This is a genomic window from Clostridium kluyveri, from assembly GCF_001902295.1.
Taxonomy (GTDB): domain Bacteria; phylum Bacillota; class Clostridia; order Clostridiales; family Clostridiaceae; genus Clostridium_B; species Clostridium_B kluyveri_B.
This window is the reverse complement of record NZ_CP018335.1, coordinates 3,090,731-3,112,175: the sequence shown is the minus strand read 5'-3', so window position 1 is coordinate 3,112,175 and position 21,445 is coordinate 3,090,731. Positions and strand designations below refer to the sequence as shown.

Genomic DNA, 21,445 nt, shown 5'->3' with positions numbered 1-21,445 from the left:
TTCCTCTAGAGTTATGCCAAAAGGGCCGGGCGTCCCCCTTCGTGTGAAAAATCGCATAATTCTAGGGGCGGGTATAAGAGCCACCTTGAATATAAAGAACCTTGGATTTTCAAAAGGCTAAGAAGCATTACACCTTAAAAAAGTTATGTTAAACATAAGCTTTTCAGTGGCCTCGTTGCTTTTCAGGGTGTGTTTTTATTGCTTTTTATAAAGGATGGTGAAAGTATTGGATATTCAAAAAATAGCTGTTGAGAAATTGAATCCGTCTAAATATAATCCTCGTAAAGATTTAAAACCCGGCGACCCTGAATATGAAAAATTGAAAAAGTCCATTGAGACTTTTGGATATGTAGAACCTGTTATCTGGAATAAAAGAACAGGGAGTATTGTTGGAGGACATCAAAGATTTAAAATCTTAAAAGAGCGGGGTGAAAAGGATATTGAATGTGTTGTTGTGGATATGGATGAATCAGAAGAAAAGGCTTTAAATATTGCTCTAAATAAAGTATCAGGTGATTGGGACTTACCAAAGCTTGCTGATTTAATTGGTGAATTAGACAATGGTATGTTTGATGTCTCACTTACAGGCTTTGATGCTGCGGAGATAGAGGATTTATTTTCTAAGGTTCATGATAAGGAAATTAAGGAAGATGACTTTGATGTTGAAGAGGCCCTAAAAGAGCCAACTGTTTCAAATCAAGGAGATGTGTGGCTTCTTGGGAGGCATAGGCTTATATGTGGTGATAGTACCGAATCTAAAACCTATGAGATTTTAATGGAGGGAAAGAAAGCTAATCTTGTGGTGACAGATCCTCCGTATAATGTTGCCTATGAAGGAACAGCTGGTAAAATTCAAAATGATAATATGGCTGATAAGAATTTTTATGAGTTTTTACTGAAGTTTTATAAATGTACTTTTGAAGTTATGACAGATGGAGCTCCTATTTATGTTTTTCATGCAGATAGAGAAACTGTTAATTTTAGAACAGCTTTTAAGGATGCTGGCTTCTTTTGTCATGAAACCTGTGTTTGGGTGAAAAATTCTCCGGTACTTGGCAGGTGTGATTATCAGTATAATCACGAACCCATACTTTATGGTTGGAAGCATACAGCAGGTCATAAATTCTATGGAGACAGAAAGCAAAGAACCACTTGGAATTTTGATAGGCCTACAAAGTCAGAGCTGCACCCAACTATGAAGCCTTTAAATTTGATAGCCTACCCAATACAAAATTCAAGCCTATCAAATTGTATTGTGCTTGATCCTTTTGGAGGTTCAGGAAGTACGTTAATAGCTTGTGAGCAGACTAATAGGATTTGCTTTACTATAGAGGTTGCTGAAAGATTTGCTGATGTTATAGCAAAAAGATATATAGAGCAAGTAGGTACAGATGATGAAGTGTTTCTTATTAGAAATGGTAAAAAGTTATCCTATAAAGATATCAAAAAAAGTGAATAAAACCCTTGCTATTATGTGTTTTTAGAGTGATATATGGTATGACAAAAAATACACTTGGAGGTAAGAATATGAAAGCATTATTTGGAAGAAAGGTTGCAAATTTAGAGGAACTTAAAGAACTAACAAAAGAAGCTAAGAATGATGGAGCAAAAGGAACAGCCTATGAGGTTACAAAAAAAATTGAACTTAATGATGGAGAGTTTAGAGAATTTGAAATGGATTTTTGCAAAGACCAGCCTTGGATAACAAAAGAAGATGGCGGCTGCAATGAAAAGGGAGAACTAAGATGCATAAGGGTTAAGAATACAAAAACAAAGAAAAGCATTTTAGTAGATTCAGAAGGTTACACCTACCCAAGGTATACAGCGATTGAAAATTAGACAGAAGCAGGTTTTAAGGCCTGTTTTCTTCTTTAAATATTTATACAAAGTACTTGCTATTAACTGTGTTTAGAGTGATATATGTAATTACCAAAGCACAGGGAGGAATAAAGATGTATAGAAAAGAAATAGTTAAAACTTTGAGTGAAGCTTTAGGTGTTACAGCAAAGTATCTTGGAACACCAAGCTTTTCCTATGAAGTTAAAACGGAAAAAGAAATATACACCATAGATAGGCAGGGGAGTATTACAACTTCACAAGGCAAGGTTATTACACTTAATGAAATCTTAAATGGAGAGCATCCTGAAGAGAAAATAGAGGCTACAGCTATTGATAGTTTTAATTTAGAAATTCCATTAGGAGAACATACAGGAAGAACATTAATGAATATTTTAAATATGCTTTACAGTAAACAGCAGCTAATTTTTAAAGCCCTCGAACTAAAAGAATCTTTTATTGAAGGAGCCTTTATAGAAAATTTGAATTTAAAGAAAACAGAAACTTTAGAAGAATTCCAAGAAGCTATTACTGAAGCTGGGGCGGATGGTCACAAAGGCATGAGATTTGATTTTGAAAAACGAACCTTTACCTTTAAGCTATTAGGTGAAAACCTAAGTAATGAAAAGATGTCTGCATTTATAGAACTCGCATCTTTAATAAATGAAAATGCCCAAAAGCTAAGACATACCTCTTTTAAGCAGGCTCAGGAAGATAATCCTAAATATGCATTCAGAACCTGGCTCATTCGCCTTGGTATGAATGGAAGTTGTTATAAGGATATAAGGAAGACACTTCTTTCAAATCTTTAAGGCAGCGGTGCTTTTAGAAAATTACCGCAGGAAGGAAGTGCTAAGACAAATGGATAAATTTTTTACTCAGAAAACCTGTGATCGATGTGGAGGAAGTTTAAAGGACGGAAGAATAATGTCAATGTATAATGAGGATTGTATTTGCTTAAGCTGCAAGGAAAAGGAAAGGAAACGCAGTGATTATAAAGAAGCTGTAGAAGCTGAATATGAAGAAGTTAAAAAAGGGAATTACAACTACAAGGGTGTAAAAGGAAAAGCAAAATGAGTTTAAGGGTCTACGATTGTAGACTCTCTTTTAGTTAGCAAAAGGAGGAGGTGATACCTATGGCACAGAGGGGAAGAAAACCAAAGCCAACAGCTCTAAAAGTTCTTGAAGGAAATCCTGGAAAAAGACCCTTAAATGTAAATGAACCAAAGCCTGAAAAGAAGGCACCTAAATGTCCCACATGGCTTGAACCGGAGGCTAAAAAAGAATGGAGAAGGATGAGCAGGTCACTTGAAGCTATAGGTATCTTAACAAAAGTAGATGCGGCATCCTTTGCAGGATACTGTCAGTCTTATGCAAGGTGGAAGGAAGCAGAAGAATTTTTAACAAAACACGGCACTATTTTTAAAACTCCATCCGGGTATATCCAGCAGGTGCCGCAGGTTTCCATTGCCCAGACTTACCTTAAGATTATGAAAGATTTTTGCTCCGAGTTTGGACTTACACCTGCTTCAAGGACGAGGATAAATGTAGATAAAGATTCCAATGATTGTTTAGACCCTATGGAAATGATGCTGATGGGGGAGATGAAATAGAAATGAATAAATTTCAAATTTCTGATGATGGAGTATATGTTATTGGCCACACCAAAAAAGGTGAGGCTTTTTTATTTGATTCTTCTGACTACAGTCTGTTAAAAAAGTATAACTGGAGTATTTCAAAGAGAGGATATGTCGTTACTAAAATAAAAAGAAAGGAAACACCTATGCATAAAATACTATTGGGTGATACAAAAGGCTATGATGTGGATCATATTTCAGGAAATAAATTGAATAATTGTAGGAGTAATCTTAGAATATGCACACATCAACAGAATATGTTTAATCAAAGAATTAGAAGGAATAATACATCTGGATTTATAGGTGTTAGCTTAATGAAAAAAATAAATCAATATGAAGCCTATGTTCATTTTAGTGGTAAAAAATATCATATGGGTCTATATAGTAATGCCGTTGATGCGGCAATTGCTAGAGATAAAGGAGCAATTAAGTTATTTGGTGAGTATGCCAATTTAAACTTCCCATTAAATGAGGTTAATGTGTAGGAGGTGGCATAGTGGAAGGAAAGAAAAAAAAGCTGTTTACTCCCACAAAATTTATGCTGCCTACCTCTCACTATAATGAGGATAGGGCACAGTTTGTTGTGGACTTCATTCAAAATTTAAAACATACCAAGGGAGAATGGTTCAACAAACCTTTTATACTTCTTCCTTGGCAAGTGGAAATTATTAAGAATATATTTGGTGTTGTTAAAGAAGATGGATATAGGCAGTTTACAACAGCCTATGTGGAAATAGCAAAAAAGCAAGGTAAAACGGAAATGGGAGCCGCACTTGCACTTTATATGCTTACAGCGGATGGTGAAAGAGGTGCAGAAATTTACAGTTGTGCCGCAGATAGAGCACAGGCTAGTCTGATTTACAATGTTGCAGTAGATATGGTTGCATTATGTCCTGCACTTAAGAAAAGGCTTAAAATAATAGCTTCTCAAAAAAGAATAGTATATCCTGCAATGAATTCTTTTTACCAAGTATTATCAAGTGAGGCATACTCAAAACACGGGATTAACCCTCAAGCTGTTTTATTTGATGAAACTCATGTAGCAAACAGGGAAATGATGAATGTAATGTTACATGGTGCAAGCGATGCTAGAAGGCAGCCTTTGAATTTTTTAATTACAACAGCAGGCAATGATTTTCAGAGTATAGGTTATGAATTACATCAGAAAGCTGTAGATATTTTGGAGGGTAAAAAAGTAGACCAGACTTTTTATTCAATAATTTATGCTGCTTCGGAAAATGACGACTGGACTTTACCAGAAGTATGGGTAAAAGCAAATCCTTCTCTTGGTATTACAGTTTCAGAGGAAAAGATGCGATTAGCTTGTGAAAATGCAAGGCAGAATCCAGCAGATGAAAATTTGTTTAAGCAATTGAGGCTTTGTATTTGGGTTAAGCAATCTGTAAGATGGATGCCAATGCATTTATGGGAGAAATGTTCTTTTGAAGTTAATCCTGAAAAGTTAAAGGGAAGAGAATGTTATGGTGGACTTGACCTATCAAGCACCAATGATATTACAGCTTTTGTACTAATCTTTCCTCCAACACCAACAGATGATAAATATTATGTTCTTCCTTTCTTTTGGATACCAGAGGATAACTTAAAATTAAGGGTTAGAAGAGACCATGTACCTTACGATATCTGGGAGAAGCAGGGCTTTCTAGAAACTACAGAAGGAAATGTTATTCACTATGGTTTTATTGAAAATTTCATAGATGAACTTGGAACACAATTTAATATAAAGGAAATAGCTTTTGACCGCTGGGGAGCCGTGCAGATGGTACAAAATTTGGAAGGTTTGGGTTTTACAGTAGTTCCTTTTGGACAGGGATACAAGGACATGAGTCCACCTACCAAGGAGCTTATGAAAATAACTCTGGAGCAGAAAATAGCCCATGGGGCACATCCAGTTTTAAGCTGGATGATGGATAATGTTTATGTTAGAACTGACCCTGCGGGAAATATAAAACCTGATAAATCAAAATCTACTGAAAAAATAGATGGAGTCGTAGCACTTGTTATGGCACTGGATAGGGCAATAAGGAGAGAAATGAAAGAAAATATTTATGAAAAAAGAGGAATGAGAAGCTTACTTGATTAGGAAGTGATGTTTTGAAATTTATAGATAGATGTAAGTTGTTTTTTACCCCACAAAATGCATTATTTGAAGTCCTGCAGAAATATTCCCAGGACTTTTTAGCCGGAGAGGACGTGCCAGTAGACAATTGGAGAATAGATGTAGATACTGCCATGGGATTTTCAGCTGTGTTTGCTTGTAACAGGGTTCTTTCAGAAACACTTGCCAGTTGTCCCATACTTCTTTATGAAAAAGATGATAAAGGTAACAGACATCAGGTAACCGATACCCCTGAATATGGAGTTCTCCATTATGCACCAAATGCTGAAATGACACCGGGGCAATTTAAAGAGTTTGGTATGACAAATATTAACCTTGGTGGAAATTTTACAGCACAGAAAGTTTTTAATCTTCATGGAGAACTTTTAGAACTAAGACCTATATCATGGGAAAGGGTAAGAATTGATATAGATAAAAGCACAGGAAGGCTCCTTTATTTTATTGATGGAAAAACTGAACCTAAAACAAGAGATGAAATACTTCACATTCCGGGACTTACTTTAGATGGTTACATTGGAATAACACCTCTTAGTTATGCAGCTTTAACTGTTGATATAGGTTTATCCCAGGATAAATTTGAAAGAAACTTTTACCATAATAGGGCATCAACCAGTGGAATATTTCAGTATCCAAATGAACTTGGAGAGGAAGCTTTTCAAAGACTTAAAAAAGATATCAAGAAAAACTATACGGGACTTTCCAATGCAGGAGTTCCAATGATACTGGAAGGCGGCGGTCAATTTAAGGAAATAACCATGAAGCTTACAGATGCACAGTTTTTAGAATCCAAAAGATTCAGGATAGAGGATGTGTGCAGGATATTTAGAGTGCCCCTCCACCTAGTACAGGATCTGACAAGGTCTACTAACAATAACATAGAGCATCAGAGCCTTGAATTCATTGTGTACACTATGCTGCCCTGGTTTAAAAGATGGGAAGAAAATTTAAATTTACAGCTTTTATCAAATGACTCAAAAAGGAGAAATAGATATTTTGAGATAAACATAAGTGGTCTTCTCCGGGGAGATATTAAATCCAGATATGAAGCCTATGCTCAAGGCAGGCAGTGGGGATGGCTTTCAGTTAATGATATCAGAAGGCTTGAAAATATGAACCCTATAGAGAATGGTGACCGATATTTAGAACCTCTGAATATGGGGGAAGCAGGAAAACAGCAAGAACAGCTTAAGGCCTTAAAAGAAGGAATATTTAAAATGGTTAGTGAAGGGAAGTGATTATATTGTCATTTTGGAATTTTAAAAACAGTGAAGAAAACGAGGAGGAAATAGAACTTAGAATTGATGGAGATATTGCCATGGATGATGATTTCTGGTCCATGTTATTTGGAATAGAGAATGTAACACCAAAAGGTTTTATGGCAGAACTCAGCAAGTATAAGGGCAAGGACATAAATGTGTGGATTAATTCTTATGGCGGCGATGTGTATGCAGCTTCCAGAATTTATACGGCTCTTAAAGAACATAAAGAAAAAGTAAAGGTAAAAATAGATGGTGTTGCAATATCAGCGGCTTCCGTAATTGCTATGGCAGGGGATGAAATTTTAATGTCACCTACTTCAATCTGCATGGTTCACAACCCTTGGGGAAACTTTCAAGGTGAAGCTAAGGATTTAAGGCATGGTGCAGATGTACTTGATGAAGTAAAGGAAACTATAATTAATGCCTACCAGCTTAAAACAGGAAAATCAAGGGCAAAAATATCACAGATGATGGATGAGGAAACCTGGATGAGTGCTAAAAAAGCAGTTAGTGAAGGTTTTGTAGATGGAATTCTTTATTCTGAAAGTGAAGGGGAAACTGCACAAAATTCTTTTATGTTCAGTAGGCTTAGGGTACAAAATAGTGTAAATGACAGCACTAGAAAATTTATAGAGCAGTATAATAAAAGATTTAAGGAATTAAAACAAGATGGAGAAGCCAATAAAATTAAATTACTAAAAGCAAGACTCGCCTTAGAGTGTGAACTTTAAGGTTTTTATTATGTAAAATTTGAAAGGCAGGTAATGAGTATGTCAGAGAAAATGAAAGAATTATTAGCACAGCTAACAAATTTAGAAACAGAATCTAAGAACCTCATAAATAAACAGGATGCAACAGCTGAGGAAATCACTACGAAGCTTTCTGAAATTAAAGCACATAAAGCTAAGATTGAAGCACAAAAAGAAATTGATACATTGGAAGAAGAAAGACAAAAGCAGTCACAAATACCTGTAAATGAGCCAATATATGCAAAGCCTAAAGACCCTAGTGAGAAAAAATGGAAGGGAGGTATGGGAGAATTTCTTCAGGCTGTGGCAACTGCATCTTCACCCGGTGGAAGAATGGATAACAGACTTGTATACCAGAATTCAGCCACAGGTTTAAATGAAAGTGTAACTTCTGAAGGTGGCTTTATGCTGGATAATGATTTTATACAGGGGTTATTTGATGCAATGATGGCAGAAAGTCAGGTGGCAAATAGGATAAGGATGATTCCTATAGGTGCAAATACAAACAGACTAAGGGCACTTGGCATTGATGAAACCAGTAGGGCTAACGGAAGCAGGTGGGGCGGAGTCCAGGCTTACTGGATAGCCGAGGCTGAAACTGTTACACAGTCCAAACCAAAGTTTAGAGAAATTGATATGGCACTGCAGAAACTGCTGGCACTTTGTTATGTTACAGATGACCTGCTTCAAGATGCTACAGCTCTTGAGGCAATAGTAAAGCAGGCCTATGCAGATGAGATGTCTTTTAAAATAGATGATGCCATAATAAATGGAACTGGTGTTGGAATGCCCCTTGGAATATTAAATTCAGGTGCACTTGTTTCGGTTGCAAAAGAATCCGGTCAGTCTGCAGGTACTATAAAATATGAAAACATACTTAAAATGTGGAGCAGTATGCCTGCAAGACTCAGGGCAAATGCGGTATGGTATATTAATCAGGAAATTGAACCCCAGCTTTACACCATGGCTCTAAATATTGGAACTGGTGGGGCACCTGTATTTTTACCTTCCGGCGGAGCTTCAGCTTCACAATACAGCACCCTTTTAAACAGACCAATAATTCCAATAGAGCAGTGCTCTGTGCTGGGTAAAAAAGGAGACATCATACTTGCAGACCCGACCCAGTATATTGGAATAGATAAAAAAGCACCAACATCAGATGTATCAATACATGTAAGGTTTCTCTATGATGAACAGGTGTTTAGATTTATTTATAAATTCAATGGTGCTCCATATAGAAATAAGCCAATTACACCTTATAAAGGCGCAAATTCTTTAAGTCCATTTGTGACTTTGGCTGATAGATAAAGTGTGAGGAAGTTATACCAGAAATCATTTATAGCTGTAAATTCATAGTGATTTCTGGTATACTCTTTATAAGTAATATATTTATTATCTAGTGGCGGTACAGTTAGATTTGACTATTTTATATAAAAGTTCTAAACTATAAACTTTACCCTGAATTTTACGCTTGGAGGAAATAACATATGAGCTACTGGGACACAGCAGTCTGCGAAACAAACGGAATTAACATACACTACACAAGAACCGGGGGAAACAAACCGCCTTTAATTTTGCTGCATGGATTAATGACTAATGGGTTGTGTTGGACAGGTTTGGCACATGTTCTGGAGAAAGAATATGACGTAATCATGCCGGATGCCAGGGGACATGGCAATTCGAGTGTACCTGACTTTGGATACCGATACGAAGACCATGCAAACGATGTTGTCGGTCTAATAAATGCCCTAAGACTTCCTCCTCCAATCCTGCTCGGGCATTCCATGGGGGGGATGACTGCAGCTGTGGTGGCAAGTCGTAAACCAAATCTACTCCGTGGCTTGGTCTTAGCTGATCCAACGTTCTTGAGTCCAAAGGTTCAGCGCGAAGTTTGCGATAGTGATGTAGCTGATCAGCATCGGCGAATGCTCAATATGTCATTGGATGAGGTGGTGGCAGACGCGCGAAATAGACACCCTAATCGGTCAGAGCACATCCTTGAGCTGTTCGCTCAGGCACGACTTCAAACAAGCATGGCTGCATTTGACGTTCTCACGCCACCGAACCCTGACTATAAGATGTTAGTGAGTGCAATTGATGTTCCAAGCCTTATCGTATTTGGTGATAAAGGCGTGGTTTCGTCTGCTGTTGTCGAAGAACTGCAACGTCTTAATCCAAGACTTCAGGCAGAACAAATCCGGGAAGCTGGCCACAGTGTCCACTTAGACCAGCCAGAGCGCTTTGCGGCTGTGGTCGGATATTTCGTGCGTTCAATTGGAACAGTCATTGATTCATAAACCCATCGTAATTTGAAGCAAATCAATATCGTAATTAAATAATTCATTGAGAACTTACTTAATTGTAGGTTCTTTTTTATATTAATAAAAAAATAAAAAGTAAATTCCTATGAAACTAGCACGTATGCTGGTTTTAATTTAAAGGAGGGAAAATAAATTATGGCAATAATTGAAAAATATAAAGTAATACAGGCTTTTGAGCCTAAAACTACAAATGCTGCAATAACAAGTGACTATGTAACTCTTAAAAATGCTATTACGGCAACTGTTATTGTAAACTTAGCCCAGACAGTAGGACATGAAACACAAATTTCTTTGTATCAGGCACAGGATGTGGAAGGAACAGGTGCAAAGCCTTTAGTGAATAATGTTCCAATACTTGCAAATGAGGATGTTTCAACAAGTGACAAACTCGTGAGACAGCAGGATGGAGTAAGCTTTACTGTATCTAATACGGCAAAAAATAAACAGGTAATATTTCATGTTGACCCAGCTAAACTGGATATAAATAATGGCTTTTGCTGCTTGAATGTAAGAGTTGGAGCAAGTTCCCAGGCTACAAACTTTGCCGGTGGTGAATTTATATTAGAGAATAAGTACCCTCAGGAAGACCCACCATCTGCAGTAGTTGATTAAACCTGGGTTTTTGAGGTGATTTCATGGCTTTAAAAATTATAACTCCACCTGCAGTTGAACCTATAACTTTAGAAGAAGCAAAACAGCATTTAAGGGTATCAGGCAGTGATGATATTATTTTACGCAGTATGATTAAGCAGGCCAGGGAGTTTTGTGAGGATTTTCAAAATAAAAAATATATTACCCAAACTTTAGAGTTGGTACTGGATTCTTTTCCAGAAGATAATTACATTTCATTTAAGAACTCCTCACCGATTCAAAGTGTGGAAAGTATCAAGTACTATGATACAGGTGGTCAGGAGTTTATATTTGACCCAAGTAACTATATTGTTGACAGGGACAGCTTTGTTAATAGAATAGTGCTTGGTTACTGCAGGTTATGGCCAACAGTGCAGCTGCAGCCTGCCAGTGGGGTGAGAATAAGATTTACTGCAGGTTTTGGGGATACTGGAGAAAGTGTTCCTGAGGCAGTTAAATGGGCAATGATACTTCACATGAGGCTTCTTTATGATGATTACAAACCTGATGAAAGGCGAAAAATCGAAGAAGCAAGAAATTCGTTACTTAGCATGAACAGGGTGGTACCAATATGAGAACAGAGGAATTAAGGCATAAAATAACACTTCAAAAACTTACAACTTCCACAAATGAAAATGGCTTTGAGGAGGAAGTATGGGAGGATTACCTGACTGTTTGGGCAGCAGTATCAAATCTCTACGGAAGAGAATATTTTGAGGCGGCAGCTGTGCAGGCAGAGGAAACTGTTAAATTTACTATAAGATTTATTAAAGACATTAATGAAAGTATGATGATATTATTTAGAGATAAACAGTATAATATAACTTCTATTGATAATATAAAATACAGGAATAAATATATGGAAATAAAGGCTTTGGAGGTGGAAAGCAGTGGCTGATATAGAACTTACAGGCGTTGATGAAATATTAAATAAGCTTCAGCAGATGGGTACAAACATTAGTAGACTTGAAAACAAGGCATTAAAAAATGCCGCGGAACCTGTACTTGAAGATGCAAAGGCAAATGTCCCAGTAAGAACCGGGAAACTTAAAAAAGGTCTTAAGATAACCAATGTTAAAAAGGAAGAAGGGGTAAAGTATATTCTTGTAGGTGTGGATAGAGGAGATAATTCAGAGATTTTTTATGGTAAGTTTATTGAATTTGGAACTTCCAAAATGTCTGCAAGGCCATTTCTGCAGCCGGCCTATGAGAAAAATAAGGATAATATACAAAAAACTATAGCCAACACCTTGAAGGAGGGACTAAAGTGATAAATAGTTTAATTATTCAAGCTTTAGAACCTCTTAAAGTTCCTGTTTCATTTCAAAAATACAGGGGAAAGGAAAACACATATGTAACCTTTTTTAACTATTTAGAACAGGGTGAACATTATGCAGATAACGAGGAAAAAGAAACAGGCTATTATATTCAAATAGATGTGTGGAGTAAAAATGATTATACAGAACTTGTAGAAAATGTAACAGATGCCATGAAGGCCGCAGGGTTCAGGAGAACCTCTGCGGCTGATCTATTTGAGGAAGACACAAAAATATATCACAAGGCATTGAGATTCTTTATCCATATTGAAAGGAGGTAATATTTATGTCAGGAATAGTAAACAGTGCCCCTATAGGGGTAGAAAATTTAGTATATGCAGTTTTAACAGATGAAACCACAGTAACCTACGGCACACCTGCATTAATTTCACCTGCAATAAATGTAAAGATAAGTCCAAAGAGCAATTCAGATACACTTTATGCCGATAATAAGGCGGTAGAAACAGTATCTACTCTGGGAGAAGTGGAGGTAGAACTTGAAACTCAAGACCTGCCGTTAGAAGTGCAGGCAGTACTTTTAGGTCATACATTAGATGCAGAAACTAAGGTAATGAGCTATGAGGCTGATGACAATGCCCCTTATGTGGCGGTAGGATTTAAGGTGAAAAAAGGAAATGGAAAGTACAGATATGTATGGCTGTTAAAAGGCAAGTTCAGTGAACCGGAAGAAGAGCATTCAACACAGGAAGATAAAACAAAATTCCAGACACCAAAACTTAAAGGTACATTCCTTGCAAGGGCAGACGGCAGATGGAAATATACAGCTGATGAAGACAGCGGCTTCACGGGTGGGGCTTCTTGGTTTACCAGTGTGTACGCTCCAGCAGCTTAATATTAAAAATTGGAGGGATGAACTGTGCAAATAGTATTGAACGATAAAACCTATGTTATGCCAAGGGTAAAAACTCGTATACTTAGAAAGGCCATTGAAATAAATGAAAATATAGATTTTAATAATCTAAAGACAAAGGATTTAGACGGGTTAGTGGATTTTGTAGTAGAGCTTTATGGTAACAAATTTACAAGGGATGATTTTTACGATGGACTTGATGCAGATAAACTTATAGAGACCCTTAATAACAGCATAAATGGAATAGTTGGAAACCTAGGGAGTAAATTAAATGAGTTCCCAAACAGGTAAGCGGAGGCAGCAGTGAAAAGCTGTCTCCGCCTGACTTTATAAAAGAGATTTATCTGGAGCTTTTAGGGCAGGGATGGACATTAAATGATATTGATGGAATGGATATTTTCTATTACTTCGATATTTTAATCTACAAAGCTAATAAAGAGTATAGGAAAAATTTAAATGCCGTTTTAAATATATTGTAGAGGTGGTGGGAGAGTTGGCAGAAGAACTTGGAAGTCTGGCGGTAAAAATAGGACTGGATTCAAGTGGATTTCAAAATGGTATAAGCAGTATTAACAGGAGCCTTAGGGTGCTTGACAGTGAGTTTAAAGCAAATACTGCAGCCCTTGGAGAAAATGGAAAAGGTATTGATGGACTTAAATTAAAATCAGAAAGTCTTTCCAAACAATTAGAACTCCAAAAGCAAAAGGTAAGTGCCCTGGATCAGGCCTATACCAAAAGTGCTGAAACTAAGGGTAAAGACAGTAAAGCCACCCAAGACCTTGAGATAAAACTAAATAAGGCAAAACAGACCCTCTCACAAATGGAAAATGAACTTTCTAAGACAAATAAAGAGATAGAGACCCAGAGCAGCAGGTGGACTTCTTTAAGTAAGAGTTTAGATGGTATAGGAAGTAAAATGAAAACTATAGGTGAAGGGTTTTCAAATGTGGGAAGTAAACTTTCACTTGCAGTAACTGCACCTCTTGTTGCTGCAGGAGTTGCAAGTGTAAAGCTTGCCTCAGACACAGCTGAAAGCATGAATAAAGTGGAGGTTGCATTTGGAAGTGTTAACCAAAAGGTAAAAGATTGGTCAAATACCACTTTGAAAAGCTACGGTATAGCAAAGGGAACTGCACTTGATATGTCGGCACTTTATGGGGATATGGCAACAAGTATGGGGTTAAGTCAGGAAGAAGCTGCAAAAATATCTATGTCCCTTGTTGGACTTGCTGGAGATCTATCAAGTTTTAAAAACATTGATATAAAACAGGCTGAAGAAGCTTTAAACGGCATATTTACGGGGGAAACGGAAAGCTTAAAAATGCTTGGGGTAGTTATGACAGATGCAAACCTGCAGCAGTATGCTTATTCTAAAGGCATACAGAAGAGAACGCAAGATATGACAGAAGCTGAAAAAGTACAGCTCAGGTATAACTATGTCTTAGAAAAAACTAAAAATGCCCATGGCGATTTTGAACGTACAGGTGCAGGTACTGCCAACCAGATGAGGGTATTTCAGGAGAGTTTAAAAGAACTGGGTGCCACCATGGGACAGAATATACTCCCTATAATAACCTCCATAATTACTACATTAAATGAATGGATACAGGCGTTTGGAAAACTGGACCAGGGTTCTCAGAGGATAATACTCGTCATAGGGGCATTAATTACTGTAGTTGGTCCAGTTCTTGTTGCAATTGGCAGTGTAGTAAAAGCTGTGGGTGAAATATCCTCGGCCATTTCCAAGGTATCGGCTGTTGCAGGAAATTTAGGTGGTATGTCTAAAATACTTGGAATGGTATTTAACCCCTGGGTAATTGGCATAGGTCTTGCCATAGTTGCAGGGTATGAAATTTACAAGCACTGGGATGTCATCAAGCAGGGAGCTTCTAACCTCTGGAATAATATTACCACTATTTTTCAGAATATAAAAACCTCTATAACAAATGCCTGGGAAAGTGTAAAGACATTCACACTAACTGCCTGGGAAAACTTAAAAAATACAGTAAGTAACGGACTTAACAGTATAAAAAGTTTTCTAGAGCCAGCTCTAAATTTTTATAAGACTATATTTCAAAATACCTGGGATATTATAAAAAATATTGTACTTGGTGCTGTACTTATAGTACTTGATATAGTCACAGGAAACTTTACAAAGTTAAAATCTGATATAGAGAACATATGGAATAATATAAAGACAGCCCTGACAAATATATGGGAAGCTATAAAAGGAGTCGCTTCAGGTGCCTGGACTAAATTAAAGGAAACTGTAATAAACCTCTGTGGAAGTATAAAAGATGGAGCTATAAATGTATGGAATAGCCTTTTAAATTGGTTTTCTGAACTGCCAGGTAGACTTTACAGTTATGGTTCAGATATGTTTACAAAAATGAGAGATGGAGTAGTAAGTACCATAGGAAGCGTGAAAAGTTCTATAGAAAGTGGTATAAAGAGTGCTTTAAGCTATTTAGCAAGTCTTCCATCTAGGGCATGGAAATATGGTGCAGACTTTGTTAATGGAATTGTAAATGGAATAAGGTCAGCTGCAGGAAAAGTAGAAGATGTAGTAAGTGCACTGGCAGCTAAAATAAGGAGCTATCTTCATTTTTCAGTGCCGGATGAAGGGCCACTTACTGACTATGAAAGCTGGATGCCGGATTTTATGAGTGGCCTTGCTGAAGGTATAAATAAAAGTAAGTCTGCAGTAATAGAAGCTGTAAGGGGACTGTCATTGGATATGAAAGTAAATACTAGGACATCTGTAGAAGTACCATCTGGCAGTAATTTAAAAGATAGTAAAAATACAGATGATAGAAATGGATTTATATTACACATAGAAAATTTTAATAATAACACAAATAAAGATATAGAGCAGCTGGCCTATGAACTGGAGTTTTACAGAAGGAAAATTTCTATGGGAAGGGGAGGAATTTAGAATGCTCAGTTTTAATTTTGGCGGTAAAAACAGTTATGATGATTTTGGAATTTTAATAGCTAAAAGGCCAGACCTTCCTTCTCCTAAACGAAGGGTAAGTACCATAAATATCCCGGGAAGGGATTCTAATTTAAGATTCGATGAAAAAACCTATGAGGATATAACATTAGGCGTTGAATGTTCTGTAAAAGATACACAAAACCTTGGAAGTAAGCTCGATGATATTAAAGCCTGGCTTTTTGGAACAGGTGAAAGTGATTTAATATTCAGCTTTCAATCTGATAAAAAATATATTGCACAGGTGGTAAATGCCATTGATTTTAAGCAGGTTTATAGGTATTTTGGCCAATTTCCCATAATGTTTAACTGCAGACCATTTAAATATGCAGTGGAAAATAATATGGTAACCATAGATACTTCAGGTACAACTTTAACTAATCCGGGAAGCTTGGAAAGTGAACCTGTAATAAGTATTTACGGCTCCGGTGATATAGTCTTTAAAATAAATGAAGGGCAGATAAATCTTCAAGATATAACCGAAAAGATCATAGTAAATTCAGTTATACAGGACTGTTATGATGATGGGGGAAATAATTTAAATGGTAACATGACAGGTGAATTTTTAAAATTGAAGTCCGGTGAAAATACTATAGAGTGGAGTGGCAGTGTTACTAAAGTAGAGCTTTTACCAAATTGGCGGTGGCTGTGATGATCTGCATCTATGATAAAAAAACTACAAAAGGAAACTTTGATAATAATGGTCTTGGAATTTTAAGTGAAGCCATAAACTGCTATGTTACTGAAGAACTAAACGGTGATTTTTCACTGGAACTTGAGTATCCTGCAATTTCCCAAAAATCAAAGTACCTGATAGAGTGGAACATAATAAAAGCAGATGGACAGCTTTTTAGAATATACATGGTAGAAAAAGATAGTGATGATAAAAATATTATTAAGGTGTGGGCAAAGCATATATTTTATGACTTAGCTTATTATTTTATAGAAAGCATGGAGGCCCAAAACTGCAGTGTAAAGACAGCCCTGGAAAAATCTTTAATAGGAGATTTACTTACCATATATACAGTAGACAGCGATATTATAACAGCTAATTCAATCAGCCTTGAAGAGAAAAATCCGGTGGAAGCTATATTTTCTATAATTAATATATGGGAATGCGGCCAGTTTAAAAGGGATAACTTTGATATAAAAATATTAAATAGTATTGGTAAAGATGCAGGAGTTTTAATTGCCCAGGGTAAAAATATATCAGGATTGAAGTTCAATATAGATACCACAAGTGTTGTAACAAAGCTTTATCCAGTAGGAAAAGATGGCATAAAACTCACTGAAAAGTATATAAGTATACCTAATTGGGATGATGACCAGTATCCACCCTTTCCTATAATAAAAAAAGTGGAGTTCAAAGATGCAGAGGATGAAGTTACTTTAAGACTGCTTGCCCAGGAAGCTGCCAGTGTAATAGGTTTAAGCAAAGTTAGTATTGACGTGGACTTCGTTGAACTTAGTAAGACTAAAGAATATGAAAATTATAAACATCTCCACACAGTTAATATAGGAGATTTGGTTATAGTAAGACACAAGGACTTTGAAATAGATGTAAAAGTCCCGGTAGTTAAGATAAAGAAAGATATTTTAACCGGTGTAAATGTTAAAGTTGAACTTGGCCAGCCAAAGGACAGCATATTAAATCAATTGGATACAGCATCTATTAAAACTACATTAGATGAACTTGGCAATAAAGTAGCAGAATCTTTTAGCTCCATGCTGTATTATGCAAATTCTGTTGCACTAACTGTGGGAACAGCAGCAATAGAGCCAATATATTTAGGGGTTACTGCAGTGGCATCTACAAATCTAGCCATGAACTTTTCTATGTACTGTACTGCAAGTACTGTATGTACTTTAACCATGCAGATTCAGCTTGATAATAAGGATATTCCATTTACCCCGAAACAAAAGCTCCAGCAGGGAGATAATACAATTGGAATACCCCTTGGAATCCCCCAAGTATCTCAAGGGGCACATTATATTGCTGTGTTTTTAAAGGTGGATACGGGAACATTAAGCATACCAATGTTTAACCTGCAGTGTATGATTGACGGGAGAAACCTTCAGGGTGGCCTAAACTCAGACCCACCACATGCAGAATGTTTTGAGAAGCAGAGTTTTGTAAATATGAATGGATTGTATTTAAGTAAAGTAAAAAGTAATTATGTAAAAGCAGAAATGCAGAATCCTATAACTTCAATATTAAGCACCCATCAAACAACAGATGTAGAAGCAATAATAAGTGGAAGGCAGATGAGCACAAATTATGCCCTTTCAATTAAAAAGTATGGTGAGATTTTATATTTAACTTATCAGGATAAGGATAAATATCTGATAGATGAAAATATTTTAATAATAGATAATGACGGACTTTACTTTAGAACAGTCTATGAAGGCATGGCAGTTAATGAAACCATAGATTCAGGAAAACTGTACAGCTTTGAACTTTTAGACAGCAGTAATTTTCAAGCTATTGAAAAACTGGAGGTGAAGTAGAATGGGAGTATACAGCAGCACTATAATTGCACCAAAAGGAAGTAGTGGTATGACTTTAATAAGTTCCCATAATGATGATACTACAGTTAGTTTTTCGGATATAGGATTTGACTTTTACTACAATGGAGTGAACTGCAGAACCACTGTTAAAACAAATGGTAACTCATGGGTAGGTTTTACCGGGGCAACTGAACAGCTAAAAATAAATAGAAGAGATGCAGGGGCAGACAATATCTATTATTGCCAGGAAACTGTAAATGGTAAATCTACTTTTAGAATTAGATGGGAAGGCCATGGAGTGTATAATGCCTGGGGAACTCTTGATTTAGTATGGGAGTTAATACTCTTTAATGATAGTGCCATGGTGCTTGTTATTGAGCAGATACCTAATACAGGTACAAATTCTTTTGTAAATCCAACTTCAGGAACTACTACTTTAACCCTTGAGAATAATAAGTCCTATGCTTTTATACCGAGTCAGGAGCAAGGAAAGGCATATACTGTTCAGGAAGGTTCTTACATCCAGCCTAATATTAAATATCTTATGGTAGATGGAAACGACATTAAACACTGGGATGCTTTATCTTCAAGTTATGTTAAAGTTTCAGAACTCCCATTAACTGCAGATAAATTTCAAAGCTATAGTGATGACAATTATCATAAAGAAAGGACAGGACTTATATCTACTTCTCCAATATTAAAAATATGGTCACCACTAACTGAAATGCCGGCACCTGTGGTAACTCAAACAATTAAACCAAAACCTGTAATTGTAAGTATGAAAGAAGATATTTTATTCACAGAAGCATATATAATAGACATAATTAACGCAGTGATAAGCTTAGATAATACAGGCAGTGGAATTATAGTTTTTATAGTAAGCACAGATAGCGGAACTTCATGGAAAGCGTGGAATGGAAGTTCATGGATACTGGTGGATATAGAAAATATGCACGATGTGAAAATAAAGGGAATGTCTACTGCAGATCTTCAGGGAATTACTGAAGCACAATGGACATCCTTGGGGCTTTTAGATAAAAAGATAAGATTTGCATGGTATATGGAAGTTAGTTCAAGTACGGATATTTTGAAATTAAAAGAATTGAGGATTAATTATAATGTAATATAGAGAATCAATAATTATAGTTTATACCCTGAAAGGTTTAAATATTTAACCTTATTAAATTTCATGATATACTGGAATTAGTTATGACGGTATTGTAGTAATGTGAATGAATCCAGAACGAAAGTTTTCTCCCCCTAATTTAATTATAACATATAGAAAATAGTAAATATAGACTGTTAATTTTTGTACCCTATGGTTAAAATAGAACTATTGGTTATATCAATTAAGTTAGGAGGAGTTAACATGGACACTATAAAAACCAGAGAATGTTATAATGACTTATTAGCAAAGAAATTAATCGAAGAATTTGAAAAACGCAATATAGAGGGATTTTACTATAAAACAAAAGAAGAAGCGTTGAAAAAGGTTCTCAAAATTATACCTAAAGATAATTTGGTTTCCTGCGGAGGTTCTTTAACTCTTCATGAAATTGGCCTAAAGACCGCTTTAAAAAATGGAGGGTACAATTTTTTAGATCCTGCTGAACCCCAGGGAGGTAAAGAAAAAGAAAATGTAGCACGTCAGGCGCTGTTAGCAGATTACTTTTTAATGAGTTCTAATGCAATAGCTGCTACAGGTGAACTAGTAAATATCGATGGAATCGGTAACAGGGTATCGGCACTAATCTTTGGACCGAAAAATGTAATAATAGTCGCAGGGTTAAATAAAGTAGTACCAAATTTAGATACGGCTATACTTCGAGTAAAAGACTATGCGGCAAAAATGGTCGTGTCGGTATATAAACAGGACTATTCTTCGTTTGAAGAACTTTCTAAGGCCGCTGAAAACGGGTGCAGTCAGCTTGTCATTACCAGTAAGTCGATGTTTAAAGGTCGCATTAAAGTAATACTTGTGGGAGAGAATTTAGGAATTTAACATATTAAAATGATTCCTTGCGAATTATATTTGTTATAAGGTTAGGATATGTGAATAGTAGCGACTTTCAATAAAGAAGGTATACTAATAAAAATTTTTATTTTGGGAGGGCAATATGATTCCAGAGAATAAGCAGTTCGCTGTAAAAGATGCATTGCAAACGGCTTTTGGAGTAAATACTTATGACGATATTAAAGCGATTACTACAGGTCTTTCAAATGCACTAACCTTTCGTATTATTGTAAGAAATAAACCTTATTTAATGAAAATTGGACGTACTGATCAACTAAGTGACCCTGCAAATTATTATTCATATATGAAAGCAGGTTCAGATGCAGGAATAGCACCTCATGTTTGGTATTTAAGTACGCAGGACAAAATTTCCATAACTGATTTTATAGAAGCTAAGCCGTTTCCGATGGATAAAGCAAAGGAAATAATGCCAAAGCTTATAAGTAAATTACATAAGCTTGCTCCATTTCATAAAATAGCTAATAATGCAATGGATAAAATTGTGCAAAAAGTTCTAACAGCAAGATTTATTCCAGATAATTTAAATGGTCAAATATTAAAAAATTATACTCATATTAAAGATATTTACCAATTCCGTTCCGAAGATTTAGTTTCAAGTCATAATGACCTAAAACCAGAAAATTATGTATTTGATGGAGAACATGCCTGGCTTATTGACTGGGAATCAGCTTTTTTAAATGATCGTTATTTAGATTTAGCTGTAGTAGCAAATTTCGTTGTTAATAATGATGAAGATGAGTTTAAATATCTTAAAAATTACTTCGGTGAATCTCCTGATCAATATATACGAGCCCGTTTTTTTCTTATGCAGCAGTTACTTCATATACAGTACATGTGTATTTTTATTCTCTATGCTTCTAAAAGTTTACCTATTAGGATAGATAATGTAAAAATGAACTTTAAAGATTTTCATAAATGCATGTGGGAAGGTAAAATTGATTTGTCTAATGATGAAAATAAGCTGCAATATGCATTAGTACACATGAATCAATTTTTATTTAATATTAATAGTAGACGTTTTAAAGATTCTTTGAATATCATTTCTACTAATTAGTGTTGTTATTATTTCTTACTTTTTTATGTACTAATTAAAATAAGTGTAATGATAAAATGATTATGTTAAGAGCTGGCTCGTACTATTCTTATAACGTGTT

24 protein-coding genes are annotated in these 21,445 nt (G+C 35.9%); all 24 read left to right on the top strand.

Going from position 1 to position 21,445, the window contains the following annotated elements; translation table 11 throughout:
- Window positions 1-226: 226 nt before the first annotated feature.
- The 24 genes from BS101_RS15010 to BS101_RS14895 all read left to right on the top strand — a co-directional run bounded on the left by BS101_RS15010 (window position 227) and on the right by BS101_RS14895 (window position 21,345).
- Entirely contained in the window at window positions 227-1,459 is a 1,233-nt protein-coding gene (locus tag BS101_RS15010; RefSeq protein ID WP_073539558.1) for a site-specific DNA-methyltransferase, read from the top strand.
- 68 nt (window positions 1,460-1,527) lie between these two features.
- On the top strand, window positions 1,528-1,839 hold the full coding sequence (locus tag BS101_RS15005) for a DUF6329 domain-containing protein (protein WP_073539557.1): 312 nt from the start codon (window positions 1,528-1,530) through the stop codon (window positions 1,837-1,839).
- A gap of 113 nt (window positions 1,840-1,952) precedes the next feature.
- Window positions 1,953-2,648 (top strand): hypothetical protein, encoded by a 696-nt coding sequence (locus tag BS101_RS15000; protein ID WP_073539556.1) that lies wholly within the window; start codon window positions 1,953-1,955, stop codon window positions 2,646-2,648.
- Window positions 2,649-2,697: 49 nt separating this feature from the next.
- Window positions 2,698-2,913 carry a gamma-glutamylcyclotransferase gene (locus BS101_RS14995; protein WP_073539555.1) on the top strand — a complete coding sequence of 72 codons (216 nt, stop codon included), beginning with the start codon at window positions 2,698-2,700 and terminating at the stop codon, window positions 2,911-2,913.
- Between the two features lie 59 nt (window positions 2,914-2,972).
- Window positions 2,973-3,449 (top strand): phage terminase small subunit P27 family, encoded by a 477-nt coding sequence (locus BS101_RS14990; RefSeq protein WP_073539554.1) that lies wholly within the window; start codon window positions 2,973-2,975, stop codon window positions 3,447-3,449.
- Window positions 3,450-3,451: 2 nt separating this feature from the next.
- Window positions 3,452-3,958, top strand: coding sequence for an HNH endonuclease (locus BS101_RS14985; protein ID WP_073539553.1), 507 nt, complete (start codon window positions 3,452-3,454; stop codon window positions 3,956-3,958).
- Between the two features lie 53 nt (window positions 3,959-4,011).
- Window positions 4,012-5,574 (top strand): terminase large subunit, encoded by a 1,563-nt coding sequence (locus BS101_RS14980; protein ID WP_083585834.1) that lies wholly within the window; start codon window positions 4,012-4,014, stop codon window positions 5,572-5,574.
- 11 nt (window positions 5,575-5,585) lie between these two features.
- Window positions 5,586-6,845, top strand: a complete 1,260-nt coding sequence (locus BS101_RS14975; RefSeq protein WP_073539551.1) for a phage portal protein — start codon at window positions 5,586-5,588, stop codon at window positions 6,843-6,845.
- The gene (locus tag BS101_RS14970) at window positions 6,842-7,600 is read left to right on the top strand and encodes a head maturation protease, ClpP-related (RefSeq protein ID WP_431732542.1); all 759 of its coding nucleotides are present in this window, start codon (window positions 6,842-6,844) and stop codon (window positions 7,598-7,600) included. Before BS101_RS14975 ends, BS101_RS14970 begins: the two co-directional genes overlap by 4 nt.
- 39 nt (window positions 7,601-7,639) lie before the next feature.
- On the top strand, window positions 7,640-8,926 hold the full coding sequence (locus BS101_RS14965) for a phage major capsid protein (RefSeq protein WP_073539549.1): 1,287 nt from the start codon (window positions 7,640-7,642) through the stop codon (window positions 8,924-8,926).
- A gap of 179 nt (window positions 8,927-9,105) precedes the next feature.
- Window positions 9,106-9,915 carry an alpha/beta fold hydrolase gene (locus BS101_RS14960; RefSeq protein ID WP_073539548.1) on the top strand — a complete coding sequence of 270 codons (810 nt, stop codon included), beginning with the start codon at window positions 9,106-9,108 and terminating at the stop codon, window positions 9,913-9,915.
- 159 nt (window positions 9,916-10,074) lie between these two features.
- A complete protein-coding gene (locus tag BS101_RS14955) occupies window positions 10,075-10,551 on the top strand; it encodes a hypothetical protein (protein ID WP_073539547.1) in 477 nt (158 codons plus the stop codon).
- A gap of 23 nt (window positions 10,552-10,574) precedes the next feature.
- The gene (locus BS101_RS14950; protein ID WP_073539546.1) at window positions 10,575-11,144 is read left to right on the top strand and encodes a head-tail connector protein; all 570 of its coding nucleotides are present in this window, start codon (window positions 10,575-10,577) and stop codon (window positions 11,142-11,144) included.
- On the top strand, window positions 11,141-11,467 hold the full coding sequence (locus tag BS101_RS14945; RefSeq protein WP_073539545.1) for a phage head closure protein: 327 nt from the start codon (window positions 11,141-11,143) through the stop codon (window positions 11,465-11,467). Before BS101_RS14950 ends, BS101_RS14945 begins: the two co-directional genes overlap by 4 nt.
- Window positions 11,460-11,840, top strand: a complete 381-nt coding sequence (locus BS101_RS14940) for an HK97-gp10 family putative phage morphogenesis protein (RefSeq protein WP_073539544.1) — start codon at window positions 11,460-11,462, stop codon at window positions 11,838-11,840. The genes BS101_RS14945 and BS101_RS14940 overlap by 8 nt, the downstream gene beginning before the upstream one ends.
- Window positions 11,837-12,166 carry a hypothetical protein gene (locus BS101_RS14935; protein ID WP_073539543.1) on the top strand — a complete coding sequence of 110 codons (330 nt, stop codon included), beginning with the start codon at window positions 11,837-11,839 and terminating at the stop codon, window positions 12,164-12,166. The genes BS101_RS14940 and BS101_RS14935 overlap by 4 nt, the downstream gene beginning before the upstream one ends.
- Window positions 12,167-12,171: 5 nt before the next feature.
- On the top strand, window positions 12,172-12,738 hold the full coding sequence (locus BS101_RS14930; protein ID WP_073539542.1) for a major tail protein: 567 nt from the start codon (window positions 12,172-12,174) through the stop codon (window positions 12,736-12,738).
- 24 nt (window positions 12,739-12,762) lie between these two features.
- Window positions 12,763-13,047: a phage tail assembly chaperone G gene (gpG, locus tag BS101_RS14925; RefSeq protein ID WP_073539541.1), complete on the top strand. Its 285-nt coding sequence runs from the start codon at window positions 12,763-12,765 to the stop codon at window positions 13,045-13,047.
- Window positions 13,048-13,249: 202 nt separating this feature from the next.
- Window positions 13,250-15,691 (top strand): phage tail tape measure protein, encoded by a 2,442-nt coding sequence (locus BS101_RS24270; protein ID WP_073539540.1) that lies wholly within the window; start codon window positions 13,250-13,252, stop codon window positions 15,689-15,691.
- A 1-nt stretch (window position 15,692) separates the two neighbouring features.
- Window positions 15,693-16,400, top strand: coding sequence for a distal tail protein Dit (locus tag BS101_RS14915; RefSeq protein ID WP_073539539.1), 708 nt, complete (start codon window positions 15,693-15,695; stop codon window positions 16,398-16,400).
- Window positions 16,391-18,256: a phage tail spike protein gene (locus BS101_RS14910; protein ID WP_242951489.1), complete on the top strand. Its 1,866-nt coding sequence runs from the start codon at window positions 16,391-16,393 to the stop codon at window positions 18,254-18,256. Before BS101_RS14915 ends, BS101_RS14910 begins: the two co-directional genes overlap by 10 nt.
- A 1-nt stretch (window position 18,257) precedes the next feature.
- Window positions 18,258-19,385, top strand: coding sequence for a hypothetical protein (locus BS101_RS14905; RefSeq protein ID WP_073539537.1), 1,128 nt, complete (start codon window positions 18,258-18,260; stop codon window positions 19,383-19,385).
- Between the two features lie 189 nt (window positions 19,386-19,574).
- Complete coding sequence (locus BS101_RS14900; protein ID WP_242951299.1) at window positions 19,575-20,258, top strand: lactate utilization protein; 684 nt, start codon at window positions 19,575-19,577, stop codon at window positions 20,256-20,258.
- 115 nt (window positions 20,259-20,373) lie between these two features.
- Complete coding sequence (locus BS101_RS14895; RefSeq protein WP_073539536.1) at window positions 20,374-21,345, top strand: phosphotransferase; 972 nt, start codon at window positions 20,374-20,376, stop codon at window positions 21,343-21,345.
- Window positions 21,346-21,445 lie beyond the last annotated feature (100 nt).

Bases quoted from the DNA above. Each gene is read 5' to 3' on its own strand.
- BS101_RS15005 (WP_073539557.1), top strand. From the start codon at position 1,528: ATGAAAGCATTATTTGGAAGAAAGGTTGCAAATTTAGAGGAACTTAAA.
- BS101_RS15000 (WP_073539556.1), top strand. From the start codon at position 1,953: ATGTATAGAAAAGAAATAGTTAAAACTTTGAGTGAAGCTTTAGGTGTT.
- BS101_RS14995 (WP_073539555.1), top strand. From the start codon at position 2,698: ATGGATAAATTTTTTACTCAGAAAACCTGTGATCGATGTGGAGGAAGT.
- BS101_RS14990 (WP_073539554.1), top strand. From the start codon at position 2,973: ATGGCACAGAGGGGAAGAAAACCAAAGCCAACAGCTCTAAAAGTTCTT.
- BS101_RS14985 (WP_073539553.1), top strand. From the start codon at position 3,452: ATGAATAAATTTCAAATTTCTGATGATGGAGTATATGTTATTGGCCAC.
- BS101_RS14980 (WP_083585834.1), top strand. From the start codon at position 4,012: ATGCTGCCTACCTCTCACTATAATGAGGATAGGGCACAGTTTGTTGTG.
- BS101_RS14965 (WP_073539549.1), top strand. From the start codon at position 7,640: ATGTCAGAGAAAATGAAAGAATTATTAGCACAGCTAACAAATTTAGAA.
- BS101_RS14960 (WP_073539548.1), top strand. From the start codon at position 9,106: ATGAGCTACTGGGACACAGCAGTCTGCGAAACAAACGGAATTAACATA.
- BS101_RS14955 (WP_073539547.1), top strand. From the start codon at position 10,075: ATGGCAATAATTGAAAAATATAAAGTAATACAGGCTTTTGAGCCTAAA.
- BS101_RS14950 (WP_073539546.1), top strand. From the start codon at position 10,575: ATGGCTTTAAAAATTATAACTCCACCTGCAGTTGAACCTATAACTTTA.
- BS101_RS14945 (WP_073539545.1), top strand. From the start codon at position 11,141: ATGAGAACAGAGGAATTAAGGCATAAAATAACACTTCAAAAACTTACA.
- BS101_RS14930 (WP_073539542.1), top strand. From the start codon at position 12,172: ATGTCAGGAATAGTAAACAGTGCCCCTATAGGGGTAGAAAATTTAGTA.
- BS101_RS14915 (WP_073539539.1), top strand. From the start codon at position 15,693: ATGCTCAGTTTTAATTTTGGCGGTAAAAACAGTTATGATGATTTTGGA.
- BS101_RS14905 (WP_073539537.1), top strand. From the start codon at position 18,258: ATGGGAGTATACAGCAGCACTATAATTGCACCAAAAGGAAGTAGTGGT.
- BS101_RS14900 (WP_242951299.1), top strand. From the start codon at position 19,575: ATGGTTAAAATAGAACTATTGGTTATATCAATTAAGTTAGGAGGAGTT.
- BS101_RS14895 (WP_073539536.1), top strand. From the start codon at position 20,374: ATGATTCCAGAGAATAAGCAGTTCGCTGTAAAAGATGCATTGCAAACG.